The following is a 23,738-nucleotide window of genomic DNA, read 5'->3' as shown; positions in this document are numbered from 1 at the left end:
ATGGTACTGATGATCGTCAGCGGGCGTTCCGGATCAGGTAAATCTGTCGCTCTGCGCGCGCTGGAAGATATGGGATTTTACTGCGTGGATAACCTCCCCGTCGTGCTGTTGCCCGATCTGGCGCGAACGCTGGCCGATCGCCAGATTTCCGCCGCCGTCAGCATTGATGTGCGCAATATGCCTGAATCACCTGAGATTTTTGAACAGGCGATGAATAATCTGCCTGGCGCTTTCTCGCCGCAATTGCTGTTTCTTGATGCCGACCGCAATACCTTAATTCGCCGCTACAGCGACACGCGCCGTTTGCATCCGCTTTCCAGCAAAAACCTTTCTTTAGAGAGTGCGATCGATAAAGAGAGTGACTTGCTGGAGCCGTTACGCTCACGTGCGGATCTGATCGTCGACACTTCAGAAATGTCCGTCCATGAGCTGGCGGAGATGCTGCGTACCCGGCTGTTGGGCAAACGCGAGCGCGAACTGACGATGGTATTTGAGTCCTTCGGCTTTAAACATGGTATCCCGATTGATGCGGACTATGTGTTTGATGTCCGCTTTCTGCCCAACCCGCACTGGGATCCAAAACTGCGCCCCATGACCGGGCTTGATAAGCCGGTAGCCGCGTTTCTTGACCGACACACAGAAGTTCACAATTTTATCTATCAGACTCGCAGCTATCTTGAGCTATGGTTACCGATGCTGGAGACCAACAACCGCAGCTACCTTACCGTCGCTATCGGTTGTACCGGCGGGAAACACCGTTCGGTGTATATTGCAGAACAGCTGGCAGACTACTTCCGCTCGCGCGGTAAAAATGTCCAGTCTCGCCATCGCACGCTGGAAAAACGCAAAACATGACCGTAAAGCAAACTGTTGAAGTCACCAATAAGCTGGGCATGCATGCCCGGCCTGCCATGAAGCTTTTCGAACTGATGCAGGGTTTTGACGCCGAGGTGCTATTACGCAATGACGAAGGCACCGAAGCGGAAGCAAATAGCGTCATCGCTCTGTTAATGCTCGACTCCGCCAAAGGGCGTCAGATCGAAATTGAAGCCACCGGTCCGCAAGAAGTTGAAGCGCTGGCGGCGGTTATCGCGCTGTTCAATTCCGGCTTTGACGAAGACTAAACCTCCTCATATACCCTATTTTCCCCAACGCCGTCCCGGTATTTGATGACAATCATCCCAAAACCGGGCGTGTTACGCCTGCCTGCCACTTATCCCGCAGCCCCACCCTTTCGTAAGATTTGTACATTTCGTGCGCTTTACCTATGCATAAAAACATTAAGAAAACCTTAAAAAATTTCGTTTAGGTTTTATTTAAGTTCTTTGTCCATACTAAATTTATGTGAATAAATTTTTCCAGGACTTGCCATGATCTTCTTATCCAAACAGACTCCGCTGGGCACCGGTCGACATCGTAAATGCTATACGCATCCGGATAATGCCCGGCGTTGCATAAAAGTCATTTACAACCGTAACCACGGCGGTGATAAAGAGATTCGGCGTGAACTGAACTACTATGCGCATCTGTCCCGCTACCTGACGGACTGGAGCGCTATCCCCCGTTATTACGGCACGGTAGAAACCGATTGCGGCACCGGCTATGTCTACGACATGATTACCGATTTCAACGGCGCGCCCTCTATTACCCTGACCGAGTTCGCCGCGCAATGTCGTTATGAAGAGGATGTCGCTGTCCTGCGGCGGCTACTGAAAAAACTGAAACGTTACCTGCTGGATAACCATATTGTGACGATGTCGCTGAAGCCGCAAAACATCCTGTGCCAGCGTATCAGCGAGTCAGAAGTGGTTCCGGTGGTTTGCGACAATCTGGGGGAAAGTACCTTTATCCCGCTGGCGACCTGGTCAACATGGTGCTGTGAACGCAAACTGGAGAGGGTGTGGCAGCGGTTTATCGCCCAGCCTGCACTGGCCGTTGCCCTGGAGAGGGACGCGCAGCCAAAAGACAAGAAACGGCTGGCGCTTACTTCTCACGAAGCTTAATGGCCTGTGCTTATCAGGCCTGGACGACACAGATCGCAGGCCGGATAAGGCGTTCGCGCCGCCATTCGACAAAATTAATTAAGCTGGTTGCGCGTCATAAAAGATTCCCCGCCCAGTTGGCGCATCTGGCGCATAATCCACGCCTGCCGGCTACGCACATAGCCAGAAGGCGCATTCGCCTTATAGCGTAACGGATTTGGCAATACCGCCGCCAGCAACGCGGCTTCAGACACACTCAAGCGACTGGCAGGTTTATGAAAATACCGTTGTGCCGCAGCCTCCACGCCGAAAATACCATCGCCAAACTCCGCGATATTCAGATAAACCGTGAGGATGCGCTTTTTGCTCCAGACAGTTTCAATGCCCAGCGTTAGCCCAGCCTCCAGACCTTTGCGCACCCAACTGCGTCCATCCCATAAAAAGAGATTTTTCGCCGTTTGCTGCGAAAGCGTAGAGGCGCCGCGAATACGGCTCTCATTCCGCTCATTATGCGCCAGCGCTTTTTCAATCGCCGGAACATCAAAGCCCCAGTGCTCAGGGAACTTCTGGTCTTCCGCCGCAATTACCGCCAGCCCCATCCACGGCGAGATATCCGCCATACTGACCCAGTCAGAATGCGCCACATAACCGAACTCTCCGCCGAGCCAGGCGCTAATCTGCCGTTCCGCCATCACCGCCGAAAAAGGCACCGGAACCACGCTAAACAGCGCAATGCCGCCGCCCCAAAAGACGGCGAGCGCAGCAAGGATACGTAAAAGTAGACGGCGCAAAAACGTTAACGGCGCGATGCGTCGTTTGCTCATTCCGCCAGAACCAGCACGCGCGACACTAATTTATCAATGCCGCTTGCCGCCTGGGCGATATCCTGCGCCAGCATATAGGCAGGGGTGGTCACGACCTTGTTATCCTCGTCCACAACGATATCATCAACCGGGCAAGGTACGTGTTCGGCCCCCATCTCTTCAAGTACTTCAGCGGTATCAATATCCGTCCCTATTGTCAGACGTAGCGGGAAGTCAAAGATTTTCGGCAACATTGCGGGCGCGATACAGATGAATCCCAGCGGCTTGCCGGACTGGTGCATGGCCTTCGCCAGCGCGACGACATCGCTATCCACCCGGCATTCGCTCCCCTGGCTGGCGAAATTACTCAGGTTCTTCGCCGCGCCGAAACCGCCAGGCACAATGAGCGCATCCAGTTCCTCTGGCTGAGCCTGGGACAGGGGACGAATATCGCCCCGCGTAATACGCGCCGCCTCAATCAGAACGTTACGCGTTTCCGCCATCGCTTCGCCGGTCAGGTGATTAATAACATCCGCTTGTGGTTTATCCGGCGCGAAGCAGACAGCCTGCGCGCCGCTGCGGGCAATGGCCAACAGCGTCAGAACGGCCTCATGAATTTCGGCGCCGTCATAGACGCCGCATCCGCTGAGCACTACGCCAATTTTTTTCATGGTGAACATCCTCCTGCAACCGACTCAAGCCCATTAATAATTTTGATTAAAATGCTACGCTTCACACATTTAAATGATTCATGTAACAAATCATTTAGGATTTGCTATCTTAACTGCGTGCGGCCTGAAAACAGGACTGCGCCTTTGACATCATCATAATAAGCACGGCGCAGCCACGATTTCCCTGGTGTTGGCGCAGTATTCGCGCACCCCGGTCAAACCGGGGTCATTTTTTTTCCGCGTTTGCCACCCAGGCTTTCAGCACCGCGACATCGTGCTGCCACTCCTGCTTCATCTCTTCAATCCATTCCGCGACGTTATCTTCCCAGGCTGGAAGATCCGGCGACTGGATTTGCTGGCCAAGCTGTTGCAGATGACGCAGCCCTACCGAACCGGCGGCGCCTTTAATCTTATGCCCTTCCTCAACGACGCCTTTTTTGTCACGCGCCGTCAGATTGGACTCCAGCACGCTTAAATAGCCAGGCATCATTTTTTCAAACACCGCGAGACCGTCGGTGATCAATTTAGGCCCAACCAACTCGATGTATTGTTCCAGCATCGGGATATCCAGCAGCGCTTGCGCTTTATCGCTCTCTTCAGGCGTCACGGTACTCTCCTCTTTATCGGTGGCGTCCCAGAATTTTTTAATCATCGCGGTTAAGGCCGGCACCGACAGCGGCTTACTCAGCACATCGTCCATACCAGCGTCCAGATACTCTTTTTTATCTTTCAGAACGTTAGCCGTAAGCGCTACCAGCGGCGGTAAATCTTCCCGCGTGTGGCGACGGGTCAGTTCTCTGGCGATATCCAGACCCGTCATATCCGGTAGCTGAATATCTAGTAAGACCAGGTCATATTCGCCCGGCGCGAACATCTCCAGCGCCGCCTTGCCGGTCATCGCGACATCCACGCTGTTCCCCAGTTTTTCCAGTACCGAACGCGCTACGATCACGTTCAGTTCAATATCTTCGACCAGCAGAACATGCAGCGCGGGCAGCGGCATGTCGTCTTCATCAAAGGCGTCCTCCACCTCTTCCGCCACCGCTGGCGCATGAACCGTTAGCGTAAAGGTCGATCCTTTGCCCGGCAGACTGGAGACGGTAATATCGCCGCCCATATTTTTCGCCAGCCGACGGGAGACCGCCAGCCCGATACCGGTACCCGTCGCCGGCTTACCGCCATGACTGTCTTTCACCTGATAATACATGGCGAAAATTTTATCCTGCTCATCCTGCGGAATGCCGATCCCGGAATCTTCCACTTCAAAGTGCAGCATGTCGCCTTCATCATAGCGCGCCCGCACCGTCACCTGGCCCTGCTGAGTAAACTTCACCGCATTGCTGATCAAATTCCATAAAATCTGGCGCAGACGCGTTCCGTCGGTAATGACTTTGTGCGGCAGCGGCAACGTCGGCTCAAGCACAAAACGTAGCCCTTTTTGCTGCGCCTGCAAACCGGAAAGGTTTTCCAGATCGGCCATAAAGCTGGTGAAATCAACCGGTTGGTTATCAAGCTGAACCTTACGCCGCTCCATCTTATCCATATCAATGATGTCATTGAAAATATTGCCTAACGTCACGGCGGAGACATGGATTGTTTTAAGGTATTTTTCCTGTTCGGCGGTGAGATCGGTATCCAGCAGGATGCGGCTTAAACCGACGATGCCGTTAAGCGGGGTGCGCAGCTCATGACTGATGGTAGAGATAAACGTGGTCTTGTCGCGGCTGGCGCGTTCCAGCGCGTCCTGATAACGCTTACGTTCGGTAATATCACGACCAAATCCCATCAGGCCATGACGTTTACCGACACGGTCGTAATAAGGCACTTTACGAATTTCAAAGCAGGCTTTTCGTCCGTCCGGGTAATCCAGCCACTGTTCGTAGGTCAGGGAGACGTTATGGCGGAATACTTTTTCATCGGTTTCAATGACTTTCTCCGCCGCTTCGGGAGAGTACACATCTTCCGGCTTCAAATGCACCAGCTGTTTTTCGCTCTTGCCGGTTAGCAATTCCATTGCGCGGTTACAGCCGGAAAATTCTTTATCCTCATTACGATAAAAAACCAAATCCGGCGAGGCGTCCAGAAAGGAGCGCAGAAAAGAGGATTGCTGTTCTAGCTGGATTTGCGCTTCTTCACGCTCTTTAATTTCTACTTTTAGCTGTTCAAATGTCTCATGCAGCTCCGCTTCCGCTTTTTCGCGATCGGCAATTTCCTGATTAAGCTGGGCAATATTGTCCTTCAACTGTACGTTAAGCTTGAGATCGCGCTCGCGCATCTCCTCCAGCTTTTGCACCAGACGCGACAGTCGCTGCCTTGACTCTTCCAGTTGTTCAACAACAACGGATAAGAAATAGACCGCCCAGGGCGTAATTAACAGGCCAAAAAAGATGGAACGAATAACGTCGATACTTTCAACCTGACCATGCAGCACCATGGTCACCGCCATCTGCACGACAATCGCCAGCACCACCAATGCCAACGCCAGGAGCATGGAAAAGCGCACCAGACCCAATTTCATCATCAGGTCGACATAGTATTGCGCCAGCATACGAATTTGCTTCATAGAGGATTCCTTCACCACAACTTCGCACATAATACCCAATTATGGGAACCGCGTTGAATATTGTGCGAAATATGCGTAGCGCCCCTCATCACGCTACGCTACAGGTGGTATCCAGGGACGGGCCAGCGCAGAGCCCTGTACGCCATGCTCATTCAGGTATTTGTCCAGCTCAACCATCCCCGTCCAGCGATTCTCGCACCACAGCGGGGCAAGCAGCGTCGGACGGCGAGCGCTGGCTGAAATCCGGTGATAAATTACCTCCGGCGGCGTATGACGAATCATCTCACCTGCCGTTAGCGTGTAGTCGTCCAGTTCGATGCCGTTCAGCCGCCCCGCTTCCCAGGCTTTGGCCATCGTACTGCCTTTCACAATATGCAGCGGATGCAGTTTAAGGCCGTCTACGCCCGTCTCCACCACACGCTCCATGGTTTGCAGGCATTCTGCCTGCCCTTCTCCCGGCAGCCCCACAATCAGATGCGCGCACACTTTCAGCCCGCGCTCCCGGGCAATCCGGGTGGTACGCTGATAGCAGGCGAAGTCATGCCCGCGGTTAATTCGGCGCAGGGTTTTATCGTGCGCGGTTTGCAATCCCAGTTCCAGCCACACCTCGTAGCCTTGATCTTTATATTCACACAGTAAATCTACTACTGCCTGCGGGACGCAATCCGGACGCGTACCGACACATAACCCGACGATACTGGCCTGGCTGACCGCCTGTTGATACATGGAACGCAGCACCTGCACTTCCGCAAAGGTGCTGGTGTAGGCCTGGAAATAGGCCAGATAGCGTTTAGCGCGGTTCACCAGATGCGCCTGATGCGCAAGCTGCTCGGCAATGGAATGATGCTGCTGCGCCTCATCGGCAAAAGAGGCGACATTACAGAAGGTGCAACCGCCACGCCCGATGGTACCGTCGCGATTAGGGCAGCTAAAACCGCCATGAAGCGTCAGCTTATGAACCTTTTGCCCATACCGACGTAAAAGATCCCCACCAAACATATTGACTAATTTCTGTAACTGCATAATCTGATAGACCGCCTCTTAAAAAGAGGCCAAAGCCTGCCATTTTTAGTCTCCTTTGGCGATGACCTGGATCAATCGTCCCGGAAGGCTTTTATCCATTGCATAATCAAGCAAAATAAACGATATTTCATTCATAATCCCGCTGATGATTTTTCCTGATATTCCCCTCTTTTTTCAGCGTTTGCTGGGTCATCGATAAAAACAGTAGCATTCAATACTGCTCACGCTTAAAACAGCATAAAATGCCAAGATTTTTGAAAAAGCAAGGTCAGATAACGTCTGGCGAGCGGCTCTTATAGTGAGACAGATCACAGGCTTTCTGCCGCTCCGTATTAGCAGCCACTCTATAAAAAACCTTTTAATTTCAATATATTCAAAAAGTTATCTGTGCTGCAGCACACTTTTGCATAAATCAGTTTGCCATTTGACCTGGGTGTGGATTCCCGATAAGTTGGGGATCCGCTGGAAGCTTTCTGGATGAGCCGTCTGCTCATCATATTTATGCAGTAATTGAGATTCCCTCTTAACCGTATTTACCAATGCGCAAAGGACACAAAGAGGGCGAATGCGAGGTAAGCGTATGATGCGCCAGCCCCGTCGCCATGCTCTTGCTGTGCCCGCGCGCCGTCGGTTGGGAGAGCGTCCCGTAGAGCCTGGGGAGGTTCACTGATATGTTGTACGATAAATCCCTTGAGAAGGATAACTGTGGTTTCGGCCTGATCGCCCACATAGAAGGCGAACCTAGCCACAAGGTAGTGCGTACCGCCATACACGCGCTGGCCCGGATGCAGCACCGTGGGGCGATCCTTGCCGACGGTAAAACCGGCGACGGTTGCGGCTTGCTGTTACAAAAACCTGACCGTTTCTTTCGCATCGTGGCCGAAGAGCGCGGCTGGCGCTTAGCCAAAAACTACGCCGTCGGGATGATCTTTTTGAATAAAGATCCTGAACTGGCCGCCGCGTCACGCCATATTGTCGAAGAAGAATTACAGCAGGAAACCCTGTCGATTGTCGGCTGGCGCGATGTGCCAACCAATGAAGGCGTGCTCGGTGAAATCGCCCTCTCCTCCCTGCCGCGTATTGAGCAGATTTTTGTCAACGCTCCGGCGGGCTGGCGTCCGCGCGATATGGAGCGCCGTCTGTTTATCGCCCGCCGACGCATTGAAAAACGTCTGCAGGACGACAAAGATTTCTACGTATGCAGCCTGTCGAATCTGGTCAACATTTATAAAGGTCTGTGTATGCCGGCGGATCTGCCGCGCTTCTACCTGGATCTTGCGGATCTGCGTCTGGAATCGGCCATCTGCCTGTTCCACCAGCGCTTTTCCACTAACACCGTGCCGCGTTGGCCGCTGGCGCAGCCGTTCCGCTACCTGGCGCATAACGGCGAGATTAACACTATCACTGGCAACCGCCAGTGGGCGCGCGCCCGTACCTATAAATTCCAGACGCCGCTGATCCCGGATTTACAGTCCGCTGCGCCGTTTGTTAACGAAACCGGTTCGGATTCCAGCTCGCTGGACAACATGCTGGAACTGCTGCTGGCAGGCGGGATGGACATTATCCGCGCCATGCGCCTGTTGGTGCCGCCCGCCTGGCAGAACAACCCCGATATGGACCAGGATCTGCGCGCCTTCTTTGACTTTAACTCCATGCATATGGAGCCGTGGGACGGTCCGGCAGGCATCGTGATGTCCGACGGGCGCTTCGCCGCCTGTAACCTTGACCGTAACGGCCTGCGCCCGGCACGCTATGTCATTACCAAAGACAAGCTGATCACCTGCGCCTCCGAAGTCGGTATCTGGGACTATCAGCCGGATGAAGTGGTCGAGAAAGGCCGCGTCGGTCCAGGCGAGCTGATGGTGATCGACACCCGCGGCGGACGTATTCTGCATTCCGCGGAAACCGATGACGATCTGAAAAGCCGCCATCCGTATAAAGCGTGGATGGAAAAGAATGTTCGCCGTCTGGTGCCGTTTGAAGAGCTGCCTGATGAAGAAGTCGGTAGCCGCGAACTGGACGATGACCTGCTCGCCAGCTATCAGAAACAGTTTAACTACAGCGCCGAAGAGCTGGACTCGGTTATCCGTGTGTTGGGCGAAAACGGCCAGGAAGCCGTCGGCTCAATGGGCGACGACACCCCCTTTGCCGTGCTCTCCAGCCAGCCGCGTATTATTTACGACTACTTCCGCCAGCAGTTCGCGCAGGTCACTAACCCGCCTATCGACCCGCTGCGTGAAGCGCACGTCATGTCGCTCGCCACCAGCATCGGTCGCGAAATGAACGTCTTCTGCGAAGCGGAAGGTCAGGCCCATCGCCTGAGTTTTAAATCGCCAATTCTGCTGTACTCCGATTTCAAACAGCTCACCACCATGAGCGAGCATCACTACCGCGCCGACTGGCTTGACATTACCTTTGATGTCACCGAAACCACACTGGACGCGACGGTTAAGGCGCTGTGCGATAAAGCGGAACAGATGGTGCGTAACGGCACCGTGCTGCTGGTCCTCTCGGATCGCAATATCGGTAAGAATCGCCTGCCGGTCCCCGCGCCGATGGCGGTGGGCGCGGTGCAAACGCGTCTGGTGGAACAAAGCCTGCGCTGCGACGCCAACATCATCGTAGAAACCGGAAGCGCCCGCGATCCGCATCACTTTGCGGTACTGCTCGGCTTTGGCGCAACGGCCATCTATCCGTACCTGGCCTACGAAACGCTGGGGCGTCTGATTGATACCCAGGCCATCGCTAAAAACTACCGTACCGTGATGCAGAACTACCGCAACGGCATCAACAAGGGGCTGTACAAGATTATGTCCAAAATGGGCATTTCGACCATTGCCTCTTACCGCTGCTCCAAACTGTTTGAAGCGGTCGGGCTGCACGATGATGTGGTAAAACTGTGCTTCCAGGGCGTGGTCAGCCGTATCGGCGGCGCGAGCTTTGATGACTTCCAGCAGGATCTGCTGAATCTCTCCAAACGCGCCTGGCTGGCGCGCAAACCCATTAGCCCTGGCGGCCTGTTGAAGTACGTCCACGGCGGCGAATATCACGCCTATAACCCGGATGTCGTGCGTACCCTGCAACAGGCGGTACAGAGCGGCGAGTACAGCGATTATCAGGAATACGCCAAACTGGTCAATGAGCGTCCGGCGGCAACGCTGCGCGATCTGCTGGCGATACATCCAGACGGCGAGGCGGTGACTATCGACGAGGTTGAGCCCGCCAGTGAGCTGTTTAAACGCTTTGATACCGCAGCCATGTCTATCGGCGCATTAAGTCCGGAAGCGCACGAAGCGCTGGCGGAAGCGATGAACAGCCTCGGCGGCAACTCCAACTCCGGCGAAGGCGGTGAAGACCCTGCGCGCTACGGCACCAATAAAGTGTCGCGTATCAAACAGGTGGCCTCTGGTCGCTTTGGCGTGACGCCAGCGTACCTGGTCAATGCCGATGTGATTCAGATTAAAGTCGCGCAGGGCGCGAAACCGGGCGAAGGCGGTCAGTTGCCGGGGGATAAAGTCACCCCGTATATCGCTAAACTGCGCTATTCAGTGCCGGGCGTGACGCTGATCTCCCCGCCGCCGCACCACGATATTTACTCTATCGAGGACTTAGCGCAGCTCATTTTCGACCTCAAACAGGTCAACCCGAAGGCGATGATCTCCGTGAAGCTGGTGTCCGAACCGGGCGTCGGCACCATCGCGACCGGCGTGGCGAAAGCCTATGCGGATCTGATTACTATCGCCGGTTACGACGGCGGTACTGGCGCCAGCCCGCTCTCTTCGGTGAAATACGCTGGCTGCCCGTGGGAACTCGGACTTGTTGAAACCCAGCAGGCGCTGGTCGCCAACGGTCTGCGTCACAAGATTCGTCTGCAGGTGGACGGCGGTCTGAAAACCGGCGTCGACATCATTAAAGCGGCGATTCTCGGTGCGGAAAGTTTCGGCTTCGGCACCGGCCCGATGGTGGCGCTGGGCTGTAAATATCTGCGTATCTGCCACCTGAATAACTGCGCAACCGGCGTAGCGACGCAGGATGAAAAACTGCGTAAGAACCACTATCACGGCCTGCCGTTCAAAGTGACCAACTACTTTGAATTTATCGCCCGCGAAGTGCGCGAGCTGATGGCTTCGCTTGGCGTGACCCGCCTGGTGGATTTGATTGGCCGCACCGACCTGCTGAAAGAGCTGGAGGGCTTTACGGCGAAACAGCAGAAGCTGGCGCTGTCTCGTCTACTGGAAACCGCTGAACCTCATCCGGGTAAAGCGCTGTACTGCACCGAGAATAACCCGCCGTTTGATAACGGCGTGCTGAATGCGCAACTATTGCAGCAGGCGAAACCGTTTATCGATGCGCGCCAGAGCAAAACCTTCTGGTTCGACATCCGCAACACCGATCGTTCCGTCGGCGCGTCGCTTTCCGGCTACATCGCACAGACCCACGGCGATCAGGGGCTGGCTTCCGATCCGATTAAAGCGCACTTCAGCGGTACCGCAGGCCAGAGCTTTGGCGTGTGGAACGCGGGCGGCGTGGAGTTATATCTGACTGGCGATGCCAACGACTATGTCGGTAAAGGTATGGCAGGCGGTTTGATCGCCATCAGACCACCGGTAGGTTCCGCCTTCCTCAGTCATAAGGCCAGCATTATCGGCAACACCTGCCTGTATGGAGCGACCGGTGGCCGTCTGTACGCAGCGGGCCGCGCGGGCGAACGTTTCGGCGTGCGTAACTCCGGGGCGATTACCGTAGTAGAGGGCATCGGCGACAACGGCTGTGAATACATGACCGGCGGCATCGTCTGCGTGCTGGGTAAAACCGGCGTTAACTTCGGCGCGGGGATGACCGGCGGCTTCGCCTATGTGCTGGACGAAGATGGCGAATTCCGTAAACGCGTGAACCCGGAACTGGTAGAAGTACTGGACGTTGATTCGCTGGCTATCCACGAAGAGCATCTGCGCGGCCTGATCACCGAGCACGTGCAGCATACTGGTTCGCAACGCGGCGAAGAGATCCTGTCCAGGTGGTCAAGCTTCTCAACCCAATTCGCGTTAGTGAAGCCCAAGTCCAGCGATGTCAAAGCCCTGTTGGGCCACCGTAGTCGTAGTGCGGCAGAATTGCGCGTGCAGGCGCAGTAAGGAATTGAAATGAGCCAGAATGTTTATCAATTTATCGACCTGCAGCGCGTTGATCCGCCGAAGAAACCGCTGAAGATCCGTAAGATCGAATTTGTTGAAATCTACGAACCGTTTTCTGAAGGTCAGGCGAAGGCCCAGGCGGATCGCTGTTTGTCCTGCGGTAACCCCTACTGCGAGTGGAAATGTCCGGTACATAACTACATCCCGAACTGGCTGAAACTGGCTAATGAAGGGCGTATTTTTGAGGCGGCTGAGCTATCGCACCAGACCAACACCCTGCCGGAAGTGTGTGGCCGCGTCTGCCCGCAGGACCGCCTGTGTGAAGGCTCCTGTACGCTGCACGATGAGTTCGGCGCGGTGACCATCGGTAACATTGAGCGCTATATCAACGATAAAGCGTTCGAAATGGGCTGGCGCCCGGATATGACCGGCGTGCGCCAGACGGACAAACGGGTAGCAATTATCGGCGCAGGTCCGGCAGGGCTGGCGTGCGCCGACGTGCTGACCCGCAACGGCGTGAAGGCGGTGGTCTTTGATCGCCATCCGGAAATCGGCGGCCTGCTGACCTTCGGTATTCCAGCTTTCAAACTGGAAAAAGAGGTGATGACCCGCCGTCGCGAGATCTTCACCGGCATGGGTATTGAGTTCAAACTTAATACCGAAGTGGGCCGCGACGTCGAACTTGACGAGCTGTTGAAAGAGTACGACGCGGTATTCCTTGGCGTCGGCACCTATCAGTCGATGCGCGGCGGGCTGGAAAATGAAAATGCGGACGGCGTATTCGACGCTCTGCCGTTCCTGATCGCCAATACGAAGCAGATCATGGGGTTTGGCGAAACCAGCGACGAACCATATGTCAGCATGGAAGGCAAACGCGTGGTGGTGCTGGGCGGCGGCGATACCGCAATGGACTGCGTACGTACCTCCATTCGTCAGGGCGCAACGCACGTAACCTGTGCTTATCGTCGTGATGAAGAGAACATGCCGGGCTCCAGACGCGAAGTGAAGAACGCGCGCGAGGAAGGTGTCGAATTTCAGTTTAACGTTCAACCGCTGGGCATTGAAGTCAATGCCAACGGCAAAGTGAGCGGCGTAAAAATGGTGCGCACTGAAATGGGCGAACCGGATGCCAAAGGCCGTCGGCGGGCGGAGATCGTCGCCGGTTCCGAGCATGTGGTTCCGGCTGATGCGGTGGTGATGGCGTTTGGTTTTCGTCCACACAGCATGGAATGGCTGGCGAAACACAGCGTGGAACTGGACTCGCAGGGACGAATTATCGCGCCGGAACGCAGCGATAATGCTTTCCAGACCAGCAACCCGAAAATCTTCGCCGGTGGCGACATCGTGCGCGGTTCCGATCTGGTGGTGACGGCGATTGCCGAAGGCCGTAAGGCGGCTGACGGGATTATGAACTACCTCGAAGTGTAACCCTTCCGGCTCCCCGGTTGATGCCTTGTGCTGATGGCTGGGGAGCCGATATTCCTCTCCTCAATATCTCTCCTGCCGATTCTGGAAACCCGCTCGTAAATCGAGATGTAATGCCATGTAAAATCCGTTCATGGATTGATCCGTTTACGCCTGAAGCGTATTGATAGCGTTCTAATTTCATAATGAAACTATCACGTAAGGGATGACATGACGAATCCAACTTTAGCGCCACAGTCTGATGAATATCAGCAAATCCATGACGGAATTGTTCAACTGCTGGATACAGCGCGGACACAAACCGTTCGCAGCATCAACACCATCATGACAGCAACCTATTGGGAAATGGGTCGACGCATTGTTGAATTTGAACAAGGCGGTGAAGCCAGAGCTGCTTATGGTGAACAGCTAATTGATCGTTTATCACAGGATTTAAGCCAAAGATATAAACGAGGTTTTTCTGCCAGTAATCTATGGCAATTTAAAAAGTTTTATCTTTATTTTCAAAAAATTGAGATTCTCCAGACAGTGTCTGGAGAATCTCTCCATTTGGCGCAACTGGCTAAATCTTTCCCACTCCCCTGGTCGGCGTATGTCCGCCTCTTGTCGGTAAAAAATCCCAATGCCCGCACTTTTTACGAGAAAGAGACGCTACGTAACGGCTGGTCCGTACGGCAACTCGACAGGCAAATCGCCACTCAGTTTTACGAACGAACGCTACTGTCCCACGACAAATCTGCCATGTTGCAGCAGCCTGCACCCGCCGAGCCAAACGTTTTGCCGGAGCAAACCATACGCGACCCGTTCATTCTGGAATTTCTTAACCTGAAGGACGAGTATTCCGAATCAGATCTCGAAGACGCGCTGCTCAGCCACCTGATGGACTTTATGCTGGAGCTCGGTGACGATTTTGCTTTTGTTGGCCGTCAACGCCGACTACGCATAGACGATAGCTGGTTCCGCGTCGATCTGCTGTTCTTCCATCGTCGCTTGCGCTGCCTGTTGCTCGTTGACCTGAAGGTAGGCAAATTCGGTTATGCGGATGCCGGGCAGATGAATATGTACCTGAACTATGCCAAAGAGCACTGGACAATGCCCGGCGAAAACCCGCCAGTCGGCCTGGTTTTGTGCGCAGGGAAAGGCGCGGGGGAAGCGCATTACGCGCTGACTGGCCTGCCAAACACCATCATGGCGAGCGAGTACAAGGTGCAGTTGCCCGACGAAAAATTACTCACAGACGAACTTATTCGTTCGCAAACCATGCTGGAAACTCAACTCACACGCGGTGGTTCACTGACAACGGAGAAAAACTAGCGAACCATTAATGCCATGAATAATTATCAAAAAAATATCATACGAAAACGTTTGCTTTATTCTGAGAACTGTATATTATGCGGCGGATTTTTTGGGCAAAATTCATGGAGGCGTTGTGTCGCAGGACAACAATTATAGCCAGGGCCCTGTCCCTCTGGCGGCGCGGAAGGGCGTGATTCCACTGACGTTTGTCATGTTGGGTTTAACGTTTTTTTCCGCCAGTATGTGGACCGGAGGGACACTCGGCACCGGTCTTTCTTATAATGATTTCTTCCTCGCAGTTCTCTTCGGTAATCTCCTCCTCGGTATCTACACTGCATTTCTTGGTTACATCGGCGCAAAAACCGGACTCTCCACCCACCTCCTTGCACGTTACTCCTTTGGCGTTAAAGGTTCATGGCTTCCCTCCTTGCTGCTTGGCGGCACACAGGTAGGCTGGTTTGGCGTTGGCGTAGCGATGTTCGCTATTCCGGTCAGTAAAGCGACAGGCATTGATGCCAATATTCTGATTGCCGTTTCGGGTCTGCTGATGACCCTGACCATTTTTTTCGGCATCTCGGCGTTGACCATTTTGTCTATCATTGCCGTACCCGCGATCGTGATTCTGGGCAGCTACTCCGTCTGGCTGGCGGTCAGCGGCGTGGGTGGGCTGGAGCATTTAAAAACGATAGTGCCGCAGACGCCGCTGGATTTTTCCAGCGCGCTGGCGCTGGTGGTGGGCTCGTTTGTCAGCGCCGGTACATTGACCGCCGACTTCGTCCGCTTCGGACGTCATGCCAAAAGCGCCGTACTGATTGCGATGGTCGCTTTTTTCCTCGGCAACTCGCTGATGTTTATCTTTGGCGCGGCAGGCGCTGCCGCCGTCGGTCAGGCGGATATCTCTGACGTGATGATAGCGCAGGGGCTGCTGCTGCCCGCGATTGTGGTGCTCGGCCTGAATATCTGGACCACCAACGATAACGCGCTGTACGCATCGGGTCTGGGCTTCGCCAATATTACCGGTCTTTCCAGCCGCACGCTGTCGGTGGTGAACGGGATTATCGGTACCGTGTGCGCGCTGTGGCTTTATAATAATTTTGTCGGCTGGCTGACGTTCCTGTCATCTGCCATCCCACCGATTGGCGGAGTGATTATTGCCGACTATCTGTTGAACCGCCGCCGCTATGCTGACTTCAACACCGTGCGCTTTATTCCCGTTAACTGGATTGCTATTCTTTCCGTCGCGCTGGGCATCGCCGCCGGACATTATGTTCCTGGTATTGTGCCCGTCAACGCCGTACTCGGCGGCGTCTTCAGCTATATCCTGCTGAATCCACTTTTCAACCGCAGCCTTGCTAAATCACCAGAGGTCAGCCATGCAGAACAATAACATCACCATTCGTCAGGCGCGTCTGCAGGGACACGAAGGATTATGGCAGATTACGATTGAAAACGGGCGCTTTAGCCGGATTGATCCTCAGGAAGCCGCATCGTTACCGCAGGGCGAAGTGCTTGATGCCGAAGGCGGTCTGGCTATTCCACCGTTTGTTGAGCCACATATCCACCTGGATACCACGCAAACGGCGGGTGAACCGAGCTGGAACCAGTCCGGCACACTGTTTGAAGGGATTGAGCGCTGGGCAGAACGTAAAGCAATGCTCACGCATGAAGATGTGAAAGCGCGCGCGATGCAGACCCTGAAATGGCAGATGGCTAACGGCATCCAGTACGTTCGTACTCACGTTGACGTTTCAGATCCTACGCTCACCGCGCTGAAAGCCATGCTGGAAGTGAAGCAAGAGGTTGCGCCGTGGGTAGACCTGCAAATTGTCGCCTTTCCGCAAGAAGGTATTCTGTCTTATCCCAACGGTGAAGCGCTGTTAGAGGAAGCCGTGCGTTTGGGCGCTGACGTTATTGGCGCCATTCCGCACTTTGAGTTCACGCGGGAATATGGCGTTGAATCGCTGCACAAAACCTTCGCCCTGGCGCAGAAATACGATCGCTTGATCGATGTGCACTGCGACGAAATTGATGACGAGCAGTCTCGCTTTGTCGAAACGGTCGCGGCGCTGGCGCATCGTGATGGCATGGGGTCGCGCGTGACCGCCAGCCACACCACGGCTATGCACTCGTACAACGGCGCGTATGCGTCACGCCTGTTCCGCCTGTTGAAAATGTCGGGGATTAACTTCGTCGCCAACCCGCTGGTGAATATTCATCTGCAAGGGCGGTTTGACACTTACCCGAAACGTCGTGGCGTCACGCGAGTGAAAGAGATGCTGGAAGCGGGGATCAACGTCTGCTTTGGCCATGATGACGTCTTCGATCCGTGGTATCCATTAGGCACGGCAAATATGCTGCAGGTGCTGCATATGGGGTTACACGTTTGCCAGTTGATGGGGTATGGGCAAATCAACGATGGGTTAAATCTGATCACTACCCACAGCGCAAAAACCCTGCATTTACAGGACTACGGTCTGAGCGTCGGCAATGCCGCGAATCTGGTTATCTTACCCGCTGAGAATGGATTCGATGCGGTACGTCGCCAGACGCCTGCCCGTTACTCGATTCGCCACGGGCGGGTAATTGCCGAGACGGTGCCGAGCCAGACGACGCTGCACCTGCCCCAGCCGGAAGCCGTGACGTTTAAGCGTTAACCCGTCATACCCGCGCTCTCCGGCACATTCACCACGCAGCCCGTAAGGGGCTGCGTTCGGAAGACTGCTCCGGCAAGAGATTCAGGCCGCCAGCAGACTGGCGCGTACTTTCACTACCACTTTCTTGATGTCATCCGGCTCACCCACTGCACATCCCGGTTTATGCGGTTCTCCCGGCATAAACACAGCAAACATCCCCGCTTGCAGCGTAATAGTCTGCTCGTCGACAATTTGACTACAAAGCTGGTAATCCTCTTCAACGTGCATCTCCTCGCACTGGCGAGCGGCACCGGACATCCCAAACGCAATACGCTCGACGCCGGTTAGTAGTAGCTGAATATCAATGTATTGTTCATGCAATTCCGCTTTCTTCTCGGCCGGCATTTGCGTCGTTAACTGCATTACATTCATAAAGATATTGTCGCCCTGCAATTCATAGCGCCCCGGCGCTTTCTCCTGCGGCCTTGCCGCCAGCGCGAGAGTCAAGGCATCCAGCAGTCGCGGATGCAACCCGCAAGAAGGCAACGACTGTACTTCCCCCATCATCATAATGTGTCTCCTTGAGCTAACAAAGCAGCGCCTAATAATCCTGCGTCATGCCGATAGCGAGCGGCGCTCAGCGCCACGTGATAAGGCGCAGGCTCTTGCATCAAAAACGCGCGAACCTGCTCCAGGTAACCCTCAGCTAACCCTACGCTGCCGCCAATGACCACACACTGGCAGTCGGTAATCGCTTTCACATCGGCGATCATTCGCGCTATCACCTGCGCGGATTGGCTTACCAGATGTCGCGCCTGCTGATGACCTTCGCCAGCGCGAATAAATAGGGTTTTGGCGTCGCATCCCGCCAGATCGTCCCGCGCCGCCGCGGCCATCCCTCGTCCGGAGGCGATGGCCTCTACGCAGCCAACGCGTCCACAGCCGCATACGGGCCCGTGTGGGTCCGCCAGGGTGTGTCCCAGGTGCCCGGCCAGACCGCCTTTTCCGGTAAGGAGCTTGCCGTCGCAGACAACGCCGCCGCCAACGCCGGTTGAAACGGTGATAAATACCATATCGCGAATATCATCAGGGAGCGCGTGATACTCCGCCCAGGCCGCCGCCTGCGCGTCGTTCACCGCCAGCGTCGGCAGGCCTGCTATCGTTTCCAGTGTTTGTACTAACGGAAAGTGTAGCAAGCCGCCCAGATTATGGGGGTTTAGCGCCAGCAGCATCCCTTCCTGAATGATCCCGGTAGAAGCTATCGCTACCTGACGCGCCTCTGCCCGTAGTGGTTCAACCAGCGCCTTTAATGCTTCACGTAACGCATCCGGCGTTTTGCTCGCGGGGGTCGGTAGCTCGCGACGCTGGCTAATGCGCAAGTTGTTGTCGATGAGCGCGGCGGCAAGTTTAGTACCGCCAATATCAATTGCTAACGTAGTCATGACGCCGCCTTTTTTAATGCGTCGTTATACCATCCACAGATATGTTCCAGACGGGTAATGGCGGACCCCACCGTCACCGCCCATGCGCCATAGCGGATCGCCTCCGCCGCCAGTGCTGGCGAGTTATAGCGCCCTTCGGCTATTACCCGGCATCCGGCGTCATGCAACGCTTTGACTAAGGGCAGATCGGGTTCCTCCGGCGTATCGGGGGTGGTGTAGCCGGACATTGTCGTGCCGATAATGTCCGCGCCCAACCGTTGGCAGGCGAGACCATCGTCCACGGATGAGCAGTCGGCCATCGCCAGTAGATGGTGGTGATGAATGCGCGCCAACAACGCCTCAACGGCTACCGGCCGTTGCCGAGCGGTTCCATCAACGGCGATAATAGCTGCGCCAGCCTGCGCCAGCGCATCTACATCGTCGAGAAAAGGGGTAATGCGCACTGGAGAGTCGTCCAGATCGCGTTTGATAATGCCGATAATGGGTACCGAAACGAGCGAGCGGGCCACGCGCAGGTTGTCTATGCCTTCAATACGCACCGCAACCGCGCCCGCCTGTTCCGCCGCCAACGCCATTGCCGCTACAATCTCCGGCTTATCCAGCGGACTGCCCGGAACGGGCTGGCAGGAGACAATCAGGCCGCCAGAAGCGGCAATATTTTTATCCAGTTGTTCAAGTAACGACATACTACTCCCTTACAAATATTGCCCGGTTTAAAACCGGGCAAGCGGATTAACTTTTCGTTTTTACAAAGGCACCTTTACCACTGCCAAGCGGTACGGCTCCGCTGAACGGTTTGTCGTCGATAGCATCATGGGTGCGTAACGCTTCCGGACGTAGCCAACGCTGTACGCGAGACGGCATATCAAGCCCAATAAGCAGGATCACGACAAACGTCAGGCTGAAAGAGAGCGATGCCAGCGCAGTGCCCAGATCCAGACGTTGAGCGATCAGCGCTCCCAGGATCGGTGCCAGCGCGCCGCCGAGCGCGCCGACGTTATAAGTAAAGCCCAGCCCCGCCGCGCGCTGATCGGTATCGAAGTAACCGCCGATCAGCTTCGGCAGAATCCCGGCAATCCCCTGCCCCAACATCTGTTGGAAAAACAGTAGCAGACCCAGAACCCAGACGTTTGTGCCGCCAATCGCAAAGACCGGAATAATGAGGATTTGCGAGGCCAGCAGGCTACAGACATAGGCTTTACGCGTTCCCAGCCAGTCGCCAAGAAAACCGCCTACGCAGCAACCAACCGCCGCGCCAAATCCGCTAAAGAACAGGACATTCGCCACCGTATGCGGATCGTAGGCCAGCTCGGTTTTCAGATAAGTAGGTAATAGCGCCTGAATCGGCCAGGAATAGAGGAAAGCAAACAGTACCACCAGCATCAGCATGACGCCAGTGGGCCAGCGTTTACCGCTGCTCTGCACCATAAAACTGATAAAGATAACCGCGCACAGTAGTCCCAGCCCCGCCACAATCGCAGCATTTTGTAGGTTACCGGCAAAGCAGAACCACAGCGCAGCAGCGGCGGCGAAGGTCATTAAAATGTTGATGATGCGATGTTCGCCCCGATAAAGAATGTCAACCATCGTGCGTACCGGCGCTTTACCCGCGTGTTTCTCTTTCCAGTCTTCCGCTTCCGGAATGTTTTTCCGCAGCCAGAGGGCGAAGATAATTGGCAAAATGCCAATGAAAAACAGCGCGCGCCAGCCCCAGACAGGCACCACCAGGCTGTACACCTGCGCGGCAACGACCGCGCCGACGGAGAAGCCGGAAATCAGAAAACCGCTGGCTTTATTGCGTAAATGTTTTGGCCAGCTTTCAATCACATAGGTCGCGCTGGAACCATATTCGCCCGCCATGCCCATACCAATCACCAGTCGGGCGATGAACATGGTGGTGTAACCGGGCGCAAACCCGCAGGCCAGGGTTCCCACTGAAAACAGGATGATGCTGCTGACCATCGCCAGACGACGCCCATAGCGATCGCCCATCGCGCCCAGTAATAACCCGCCGAACCAGCGAGAGATAAAAGCCGCAGAAATCAGGCTTGCCGCCTGTACTGTCGTCAGCCCAAATTCGCTTTGTACCTCAGTCAGTACAAGAGCAATCAACACAAAATCAAAACCATCAAGCAGATATCCCAGCCAGGCAGCGGAAAATGCCCGCCACTGCGCCCGGTTGAGATGGCGATACCACGGGATGTTCTGGGTAGAAGTACTCATTTTACTCTCCCGACGATTTTTGTTGTCGTTATGCCGAATGGCGGCTCCGCCTTATCCGGCCTACCGCTCACACTGTTGTAGGCCGGGCAAGCGTAGCGCCCCCGGCATTATGCTGTTACGCCTTTTCTTCCATCAGTTGTTGAGCCAGCGCCTTGAGCGCCGGCAGATATTTTTCATCAACAGGCGCGAACGGTTTACGACACAGCGGCACCGATACCACGTCCATATAATGCAGGACCGTTTTCAGGCCGCGGAATACGCCGGTTTTAATCAGTAAATCAATAACCTTATTGCACTCGGTTTGCAGACGCTGCGCTTTCGCCACATCGCCCTCACGTAATGCCTGCACAATTCCCTGATAACGCCAGCCCATAATGTTGTATGTGCTGCCGATACCGCCGTCCGCGCCCGCCAGCAGACCGGAAGCGAAGATTTCGTCATAACCGTTGTACAGCACCAGATCCGGATGCGCGCGGCGGATCTGCTCCATCTGGAAGAGATCGCCGGAGGTTTGCTTCAGCGCGCTCACGCCCGGTAATGTCACCAGCGTATTGATCTGATCGAGGGTAAGTTTTACGCCGCTTAACGCCGGAATGTTGTATACCACCATCGGCAATCCATCTGCGGAATCAATGATTGCCCGATAATGGTCACAGTGCTCTTCAAAACTGAAAGGGTAATAAAAAGGCGTCACCGCAGAGACCGCATCAAAACCGTAACGCTTTGCGGCGCTGGCAAGCTGCTGGCTTTCTGCGGTGCTTACCGTCCCGACATGGGCGATCAACGTGATTTTTCCCTTCGCCTCTTCGGCGACAATCTCCAGTACCTGCTCTCTTTCAGCAAGGCTCTGTACGAATGCTTCCCCGGTGGAACCGCCAACGTACAGCCCGTCGATACCCTGGCCGATGTTAAAACGCACCAGACGGCGCAGGCTTTCGCTATCCAGTTGCTGCTGATGATCAAATGGGGTCAACAACGCCGCCATTACGCCTTGCAATGCTTTTGCCATACCTACCTCTACGGATGATGAATATATTAACTACCTACCTTTATACCTGTTATACCAGATCAAATAAGCAGCAAATAATACAGAACGCTTATAGTGCGATCTGCTTCACTAAACCGGGATCGGAGGTGCGATCGCTACCGCATTTTTTGACTTTTTTTACCGAGCGCGTGCCAGGTAGCGGAAACGCTATTGAGGTGGGTTTGCAGAGCGCGATCCGCTTTATCGGGATCTCGCTGGCGAATGGCATCAACAATCACAATATGCTGTTGATAACTCAAGTTATTATGTTCATGCAGCTCACGATCGGGAACGCTTGGGCGAGCGGCGATTAGCCAGTCCAGCAGAGCAACATGAATAGCCATAAAGATCGGATTGCCGGGAATTTCAGCCAGCACCCGGTGAAACTCGACATCCGAACGAATAAACAGCGCGTTGTCATCCAGCGACTGGCTATTAATTTCCAGTGCTTTCGTTAACAACGCGATCTGCTCGTCGGTGGCATGTTCCGCCGCATAGCGTACCAGGCTGGATTCAAAGAAAAGCCGTAGCTGTTCAAAGTGAGCGATGCCGCCAGGATGAGTAAGAAAATCTTTCGCCATACCCGACAGTTCGCTGATGATGGTATCAGCAGAGGGGCGCGAGACGCGGGCGCGTTCGCCGTTATTGATTTGCACCAGGCCTTTACGCTTCAGCGCAGCTAACGCTTCACGCACAGAGGGACGTCCCACATTGAAGAAGGCCATTAATTCACGTTCAGACGGTAGCTGTTCTCCCTCGCCAAACTCATGACGGCGGATCATCTGCTCCAGCTCTTCCTCAACCATTTCAGACAGTTTTTTACGCGCCAGCGGGCGGCGGCGCAAACTACGCCCGAGGGATGTCGGTGAATCTTCTGCTTGCGAATCAAATGCGTTCATAACGTCCATTCATGAGTGGTCGGTGGCAAATAATAGCAAGCTTATCGTAACACAGCTTCAAAAGCAGGGTGAACCCGCGAGGAGACCAAACAAAACAGGCCCTTCCGGGCCTGTTGGTTATTTTACTACGCGCAGCGCCGGACGTCCGCCACGCGGCGGAGGCGGCTCGTCATCAGGGCTACTGTCGTCATCGTGGTCGGGCTTATCGCCATCAATGACGGACATCACGGTCTCGCTTTCCGCGCCTGCGGTATTGTCATCATCATTTAAGCTGACAACGTCTTCATCATAGGCGGCTTCAGGCTCAAACATAGTGCCTGCGCCGTTTTCACGGGCGTAAATCGCCAGCACCGCAGCCAAAGGCACAGAAACCTGACGGGGAACGCCGCCGAAGCGCGCATTAAAACGCACTTCATCATTAGACAGCTCCAGATTACCTACCGCTCGCGGCGCAATATTGAGGACGATTTGCCCATCGCGCGCATATTCCATAGGGACATGCACGCCAGGCAGCATCACATCCACCACCAGATGCGGGGTCAACTGGTTATCCAGCAACCACTCGTAGAAAGCACGCAACAGATAGGGACGACGCGGCGTCAACTGTGACAAATCCATA

The 23,738-nt window shown here is 54.8% G+C and carries 19 protein-coding genes; 8 read left to right on the top strand and 11 right to left on the bottom strand.

The window, feature by feature from the left end:
- The 3 genes from rapZ (at position 1) to yrbL (ending at position 2,003) form a co-directional block, all read left to right on the top strand.
- Positions 1-855, top strand: a complete 855-nt coding sequence (gene rapZ / locus LCS67_RS02510; RefSeq protein ID WP_000243749.1) for an RNase adapter RapZ — start codon at positions 1-3, stop codon at positions 853-855.
- Positions 852-1,124, top strand: a complete 273-nt coding sequence (gene npr, locus LCS67_RS02505; RefSeq protein ID WP_000216797.1) for a PTS phosphocarrier protein NPr — start codon at positions 852-854, stop codon at positions 1,122-1,124. The genes rapZ and npr overlap by 4 nt, the downstream gene beginning before the upstream one ends.
- A gap of 246 nt (positions 1,125-1,370) precedes the next feature.
- Entirely contained in the window at positions 1,371-2,003 is a 633-nt protein-coding gene (gene yrbL / locus LCS67_RS02500) for a PhoP regulatory network protein YrbL (RefSeq protein WP_000576805.1), read from the top strand.
- Positions 2,004-2,077: 74 nt separating this feature from the next.
- Here the strand turns inward: yrbL and mtgA are convergent, their stop codons facing one another.
- The 4 genes from mtgA to LCS67_RS02480 all read right to left on the bottom strand — a co-directional run bounded on the left by mtgA (position 2,078) and on the right by LCS67_RS02480 (position 7,042).
- Entirely contained in the window at positions 2,078-2,806 is a 729-nt protein-coding gene (mtgA, locus tag LCS67_RS02495) for a monofunctional biosynthetic peptidoglycan transglycosylase (RefSeq protein WP_000044653.1), read from the bottom strand.
- Entirely contained in the window at positions 2,803-3,456 is a 654-nt protein-coding gene (elbB, locus tag LCS67_RS02490) for an isoprenoid biosynthesis glyoxalase ElbB (protein ID WP_000719811.1), read from the bottom strand. Before elbB ends, mtgA begins: the two co-directional genes overlap by 4 nt.
- Before the next feature lie 226 nt (positions 3,457-3,682).
- On the bottom strand, positions 3,683-6,019 hold the full coding sequence (arcB, locus tag LCS67_RS02485; protein WP_000809807.1) for an aerobic respiration two-component sensor histidine kinase ArcB: 2,337 nt from the start codon (positions 6,017-6,019) through the stop codon (positions 3,683-3,685).
- A gap of 93 nt (positions 6,020-6,112) precedes the next feature.
- Positions 6,113-7,042 (bottom strand): TIGR01212 family radical SAM protein, encoded by a 930-nt coding sequence (locus LCS67_RS02480; protein ID WP_001176888.1) that lies wholly within the window; start codon positions 7,040-7,042, stop codon positions 6,113-6,115.
- A 671-nt stretch (positions 7,043-7,713) separates the two neighbouring features.
- Between LCS67_RS02480 and gltB the strand changes: the two genes are divergently transcribed.
- From gltB to LCS67_RS02455, 5 genes are all read left to right on the top strand, one after another.
- On the top strand, positions 7,714-12,174 hold the full coding sequence (gene gltB, locus LCS67_RS02475) for a glutamate synthase large subunit (RefSeq protein ID WP_015406273.1): 4,461 nt from the start codon (positions 7,714-7,716) through the stop codon (positions 12,172-12,174).
- A gap of 9 nt (positions 12,175-12,183) precedes the next feature.
- Positions 12,184-13,602 (top strand): glutamate synthase subunit GltD, encoded by a 1,419-nt coding sequence (gene gltD, locus LCS67_RS02470; protein ID WP_000081633.1) that lies wholly within the window; start codon positions 12,184-12,186, stop codon positions 13,600-13,602.
- A gap of 207 nt (positions 13,603-13,809) precedes the next feature.
- Positions 13,810-14,913: a PDDEXK nuclease domain-containing protein gene (locus LCS67_RS02465; protein WP_000184310.1), complete on the top strand. Its 1,104-nt coding sequence runs from the start codon at positions 13,810-13,812 to the stop codon at positions 14,911-14,913.
- Between the two features lie 115 nt (positions 14,914-15,028).
- A complete protein-coding gene (codB, locus tag LCS67_RS02460) occupies positions 15,029-16,282 on the top strand; it encodes a cytosine permease (protein ID WP_000076263.1) in 1,254 nt (417 codons plus the stop codon).
- Positions 16,269-17,549, top strand: a complete 1,281-nt coding sequence (locus LCS67_RS02455) for a cytosine deaminase (protein ID WP_001180671.1) — start codon at positions 16,269-16,271, stop codon at positions 17,547-17,549. The genes codB and LCS67_RS02455 overlap by 14 nt, the downstream gene beginning before the upstream one ends.
- Before the next feature lie 81 nt (positions 17,550-17,630).
- Here the strand turns inward: LCS67_RS02455 and nanQ are convergent, their stop codons facing one another.
- The 7 genes from nanQ to sspB form a co-directional block, all read right to left on the bottom strand.
- A complete protein-coding gene (gene nanQ / locus LCS67_RS02450; protein ID WP_000979901.1) occupies positions 17,631-18,098 on the bottom strand; it encodes an N-acetylneuraminate anomerase in 468 nt (155 codons plus the stop codon).
- The gene (nanK, locus tag LCS67_RS02445) at positions 18,095-18,970 is read right to left on the bottom strand and encodes an N-acetylmannosamine kinase (RefSeq protein WP_000208981.1); all 876 of its coding nucleotides are present in this window, start codon (positions 18,968-18,970) and stop codon (positions 18,095-18,097) included. Before nanK ends, nanQ begins: the two co-directional genes overlap by 4 nt.
- Positions 18,967-19,656 carry an N-acetylmannosamine-6-phosphate 2-epimerase gene (locus LCS67_RS02440; protein WP_000054444.1) on the bottom strand — a complete coding sequence of 230 codons (690 nt, stop codon included), beginning with the start codon at positions 19,654-19,656 and terminating at the stop codon, positions 18,967-18,969. Before LCS67_RS02440 ends, nanK begins: the two co-directional genes overlap by 4 nt.
- A gap of 46 nt (positions 19,657-19,702) precedes the next feature.
- Complete coding sequence (gene nanT, locus LCS67_RS02435) at positions 19,703-21,193, bottom strand: sialic acid transporter NanT (RefSeq protein ID WP_000108071.1); 1,491 nt, start codon at positions 21,191-21,193, stop codon at positions 19,703-19,705.
- A gap of 115 nt (positions 21,194-21,308) precedes the next feature.
- Complete coding sequence (nanA, locus tag LCS67_RS02430) at positions 21,309-22,202, bottom strand: N-acetylneuraminate lyase (protein ID WP_001029667.1); 894 nt, start codon at positions 22,200-22,202, stop codon at positions 21,309-21,311.
- A gap of 134 nt (positions 22,203-22,336) precedes the next feature.
- Entirely contained in the window at positions 22,337-23,128 is a 792-nt protein-coding gene (gene nanR, locus LCS67_RS02425; RefSeq protein ID WP_000382923.1) for a transcriptional regulator NanR, read from the bottom strand.
- A 108-nt stretch (positions 23,129-23,236) separates the two neighbouring features.
- Complete coding sequence (sspB, locus tag LCS67_RS02420) at positions 23,237-23,737, bottom strand: ClpXP protease specificity-enhancing factor (protein ID WP_000366112.1); 501 nt, start codon at positions 23,735-23,737, stop codon at positions 23,237-23,239.
- Position 23,738 lies beyond the last annotated feature (1 nt).

The sequence above is a fragment of the Salmonella sp. A7 genome, from assembly GCF_020181675.1.
GTDB lineage: Bacteria > Pseudomonadota > Gammaproteobacteria > Enterobacterales > Enterobacteriaceae > Salmonella > Salmonella enterica.
This window is presented reverse-complemented; position numbering and strand designations above follow the sequence as displayed.

Excerpts from the sequence above, each read along its gene's own strand:
- rapZ (WP_000243749.1), top strand. The coding sequence starts at position 1 with ATGGTACTGATGATCGTCAGCGGGCGTTCCGGATCAGGTAAATCTGTC.
- gltD (WP_000081633.1), top strand. The coding sequence starts at position 12,184 with ATGAGCCAGAATGTTTATCAATTTATCGACCTGCAGCGCGTTGATCCG.
- LCS67_RS02480 (WP_001176888.1), bottom strand. The coding sequence starts at position 7,042 with ATGCAGTTACAGAAATTAGTCAATATGTTTGGTGGGGATCTTTTACGT.
- LCS67_RS02440 (WP_000054444.1), bottom strand. The coding sequence starts at position 19,656 with ATGTCGTTACTTGAACAACTGGATAAAAATATTGCCGCTTCTGGCGGC.
- elbB (WP_000719811.1), bottom strand. The coding sequence starts at position 3,456 with ATGAAAAAAATTGGCGTAGTGCTCAGCGGATGCGGCGTCTATGACGGC.
- sspB (WP_000366112.1), bottom strand. The coding sequence starts at position 23,737 with ATGGATTTGTCACAGTTGACGCCGCGTCGTCCCTATCTGTTGCGTGCT.
- mtgA (WP_000044653.1), bottom strand. The coding sequence starts at position 2,806 with ATGAGCAAACGACGCATCGCGCCGTTAACGTTTTTGCGCCGTCTACTT.
- nanQ (WP_000979901.1), bottom strand. The coding sequence starts at position 18,098 with ATGATGATGGGGGAAGTACAGTCGTTGCCTTCTTGCGGGTTGCATCCG.
- nanT (WP_000108071.1), bottom strand. The coding sequence starts at position 21,193 with ATGAGTACTTCTACCCAGAACATCCCGTGGTATCGCCATCTCAACCGG.
- arcB (WP_000809807.1), bottom strand. The coding sequence starts at position 6,019 with ATGAAGCAAATTCGTATGCTGGCGCAATACTATGTCGACCTGATGATG.
- nanK (WP_000208981.1), bottom strand. The coding sequence starts at position 18,970 with ATGACTACGTTAGCAATTGATATTGGCGGTACTAAACTTGCCGCCGCG.
- LCS67_RS02465 (WP_000184310.1), top strand. The coding sequence starts at position 13,810 with ATGACGAATCCAACTTTAGCGCCACAGTCTGATGAATATCAGCAAATC.
- npr (WP_000216797.1), top strand. The coding sequence starts at position 852 with ATGACCGTAAAGCAAACTGTTGAAGTCACCAATAAGCTGGGCATGCAT.
- nanR (WP_000382923.1), bottom strand. The coding sequence starts at position 23,128 with ATGGACGTTATGAACGCATTTGATTCGCAAGCAGAAGATTCACCGACA.
- gltB (WP_015406273.1), top strand. The coding sequence starts at position 7,714 with ATGTTGTACGATAAATCCCTTGAGAAGGATAACTGTGGTTTCGGCCTG.
- nanA (WP_001029667.1), bottom strand. The coding sequence starts at position 22,202 with ATGGCAAAAGCATTGCAAGGCGTAATGGCGGCGTTGTTGACCCCATTT.
- LCS67_RS02455 (WP_001180671.1), top strand. The coding sequence starts at position 16,269 with ATGCAGAACAATAACATCACCATTCGTCAGGCGCGTCTGCAGGGACAC.
- yrbL (WP_000576805.1), top strand. The coding sequence starts at position 1,371 with ATGATCTTCTTATCCAAACAGACTCCGCTGGGCACCGGTCGACATCGT.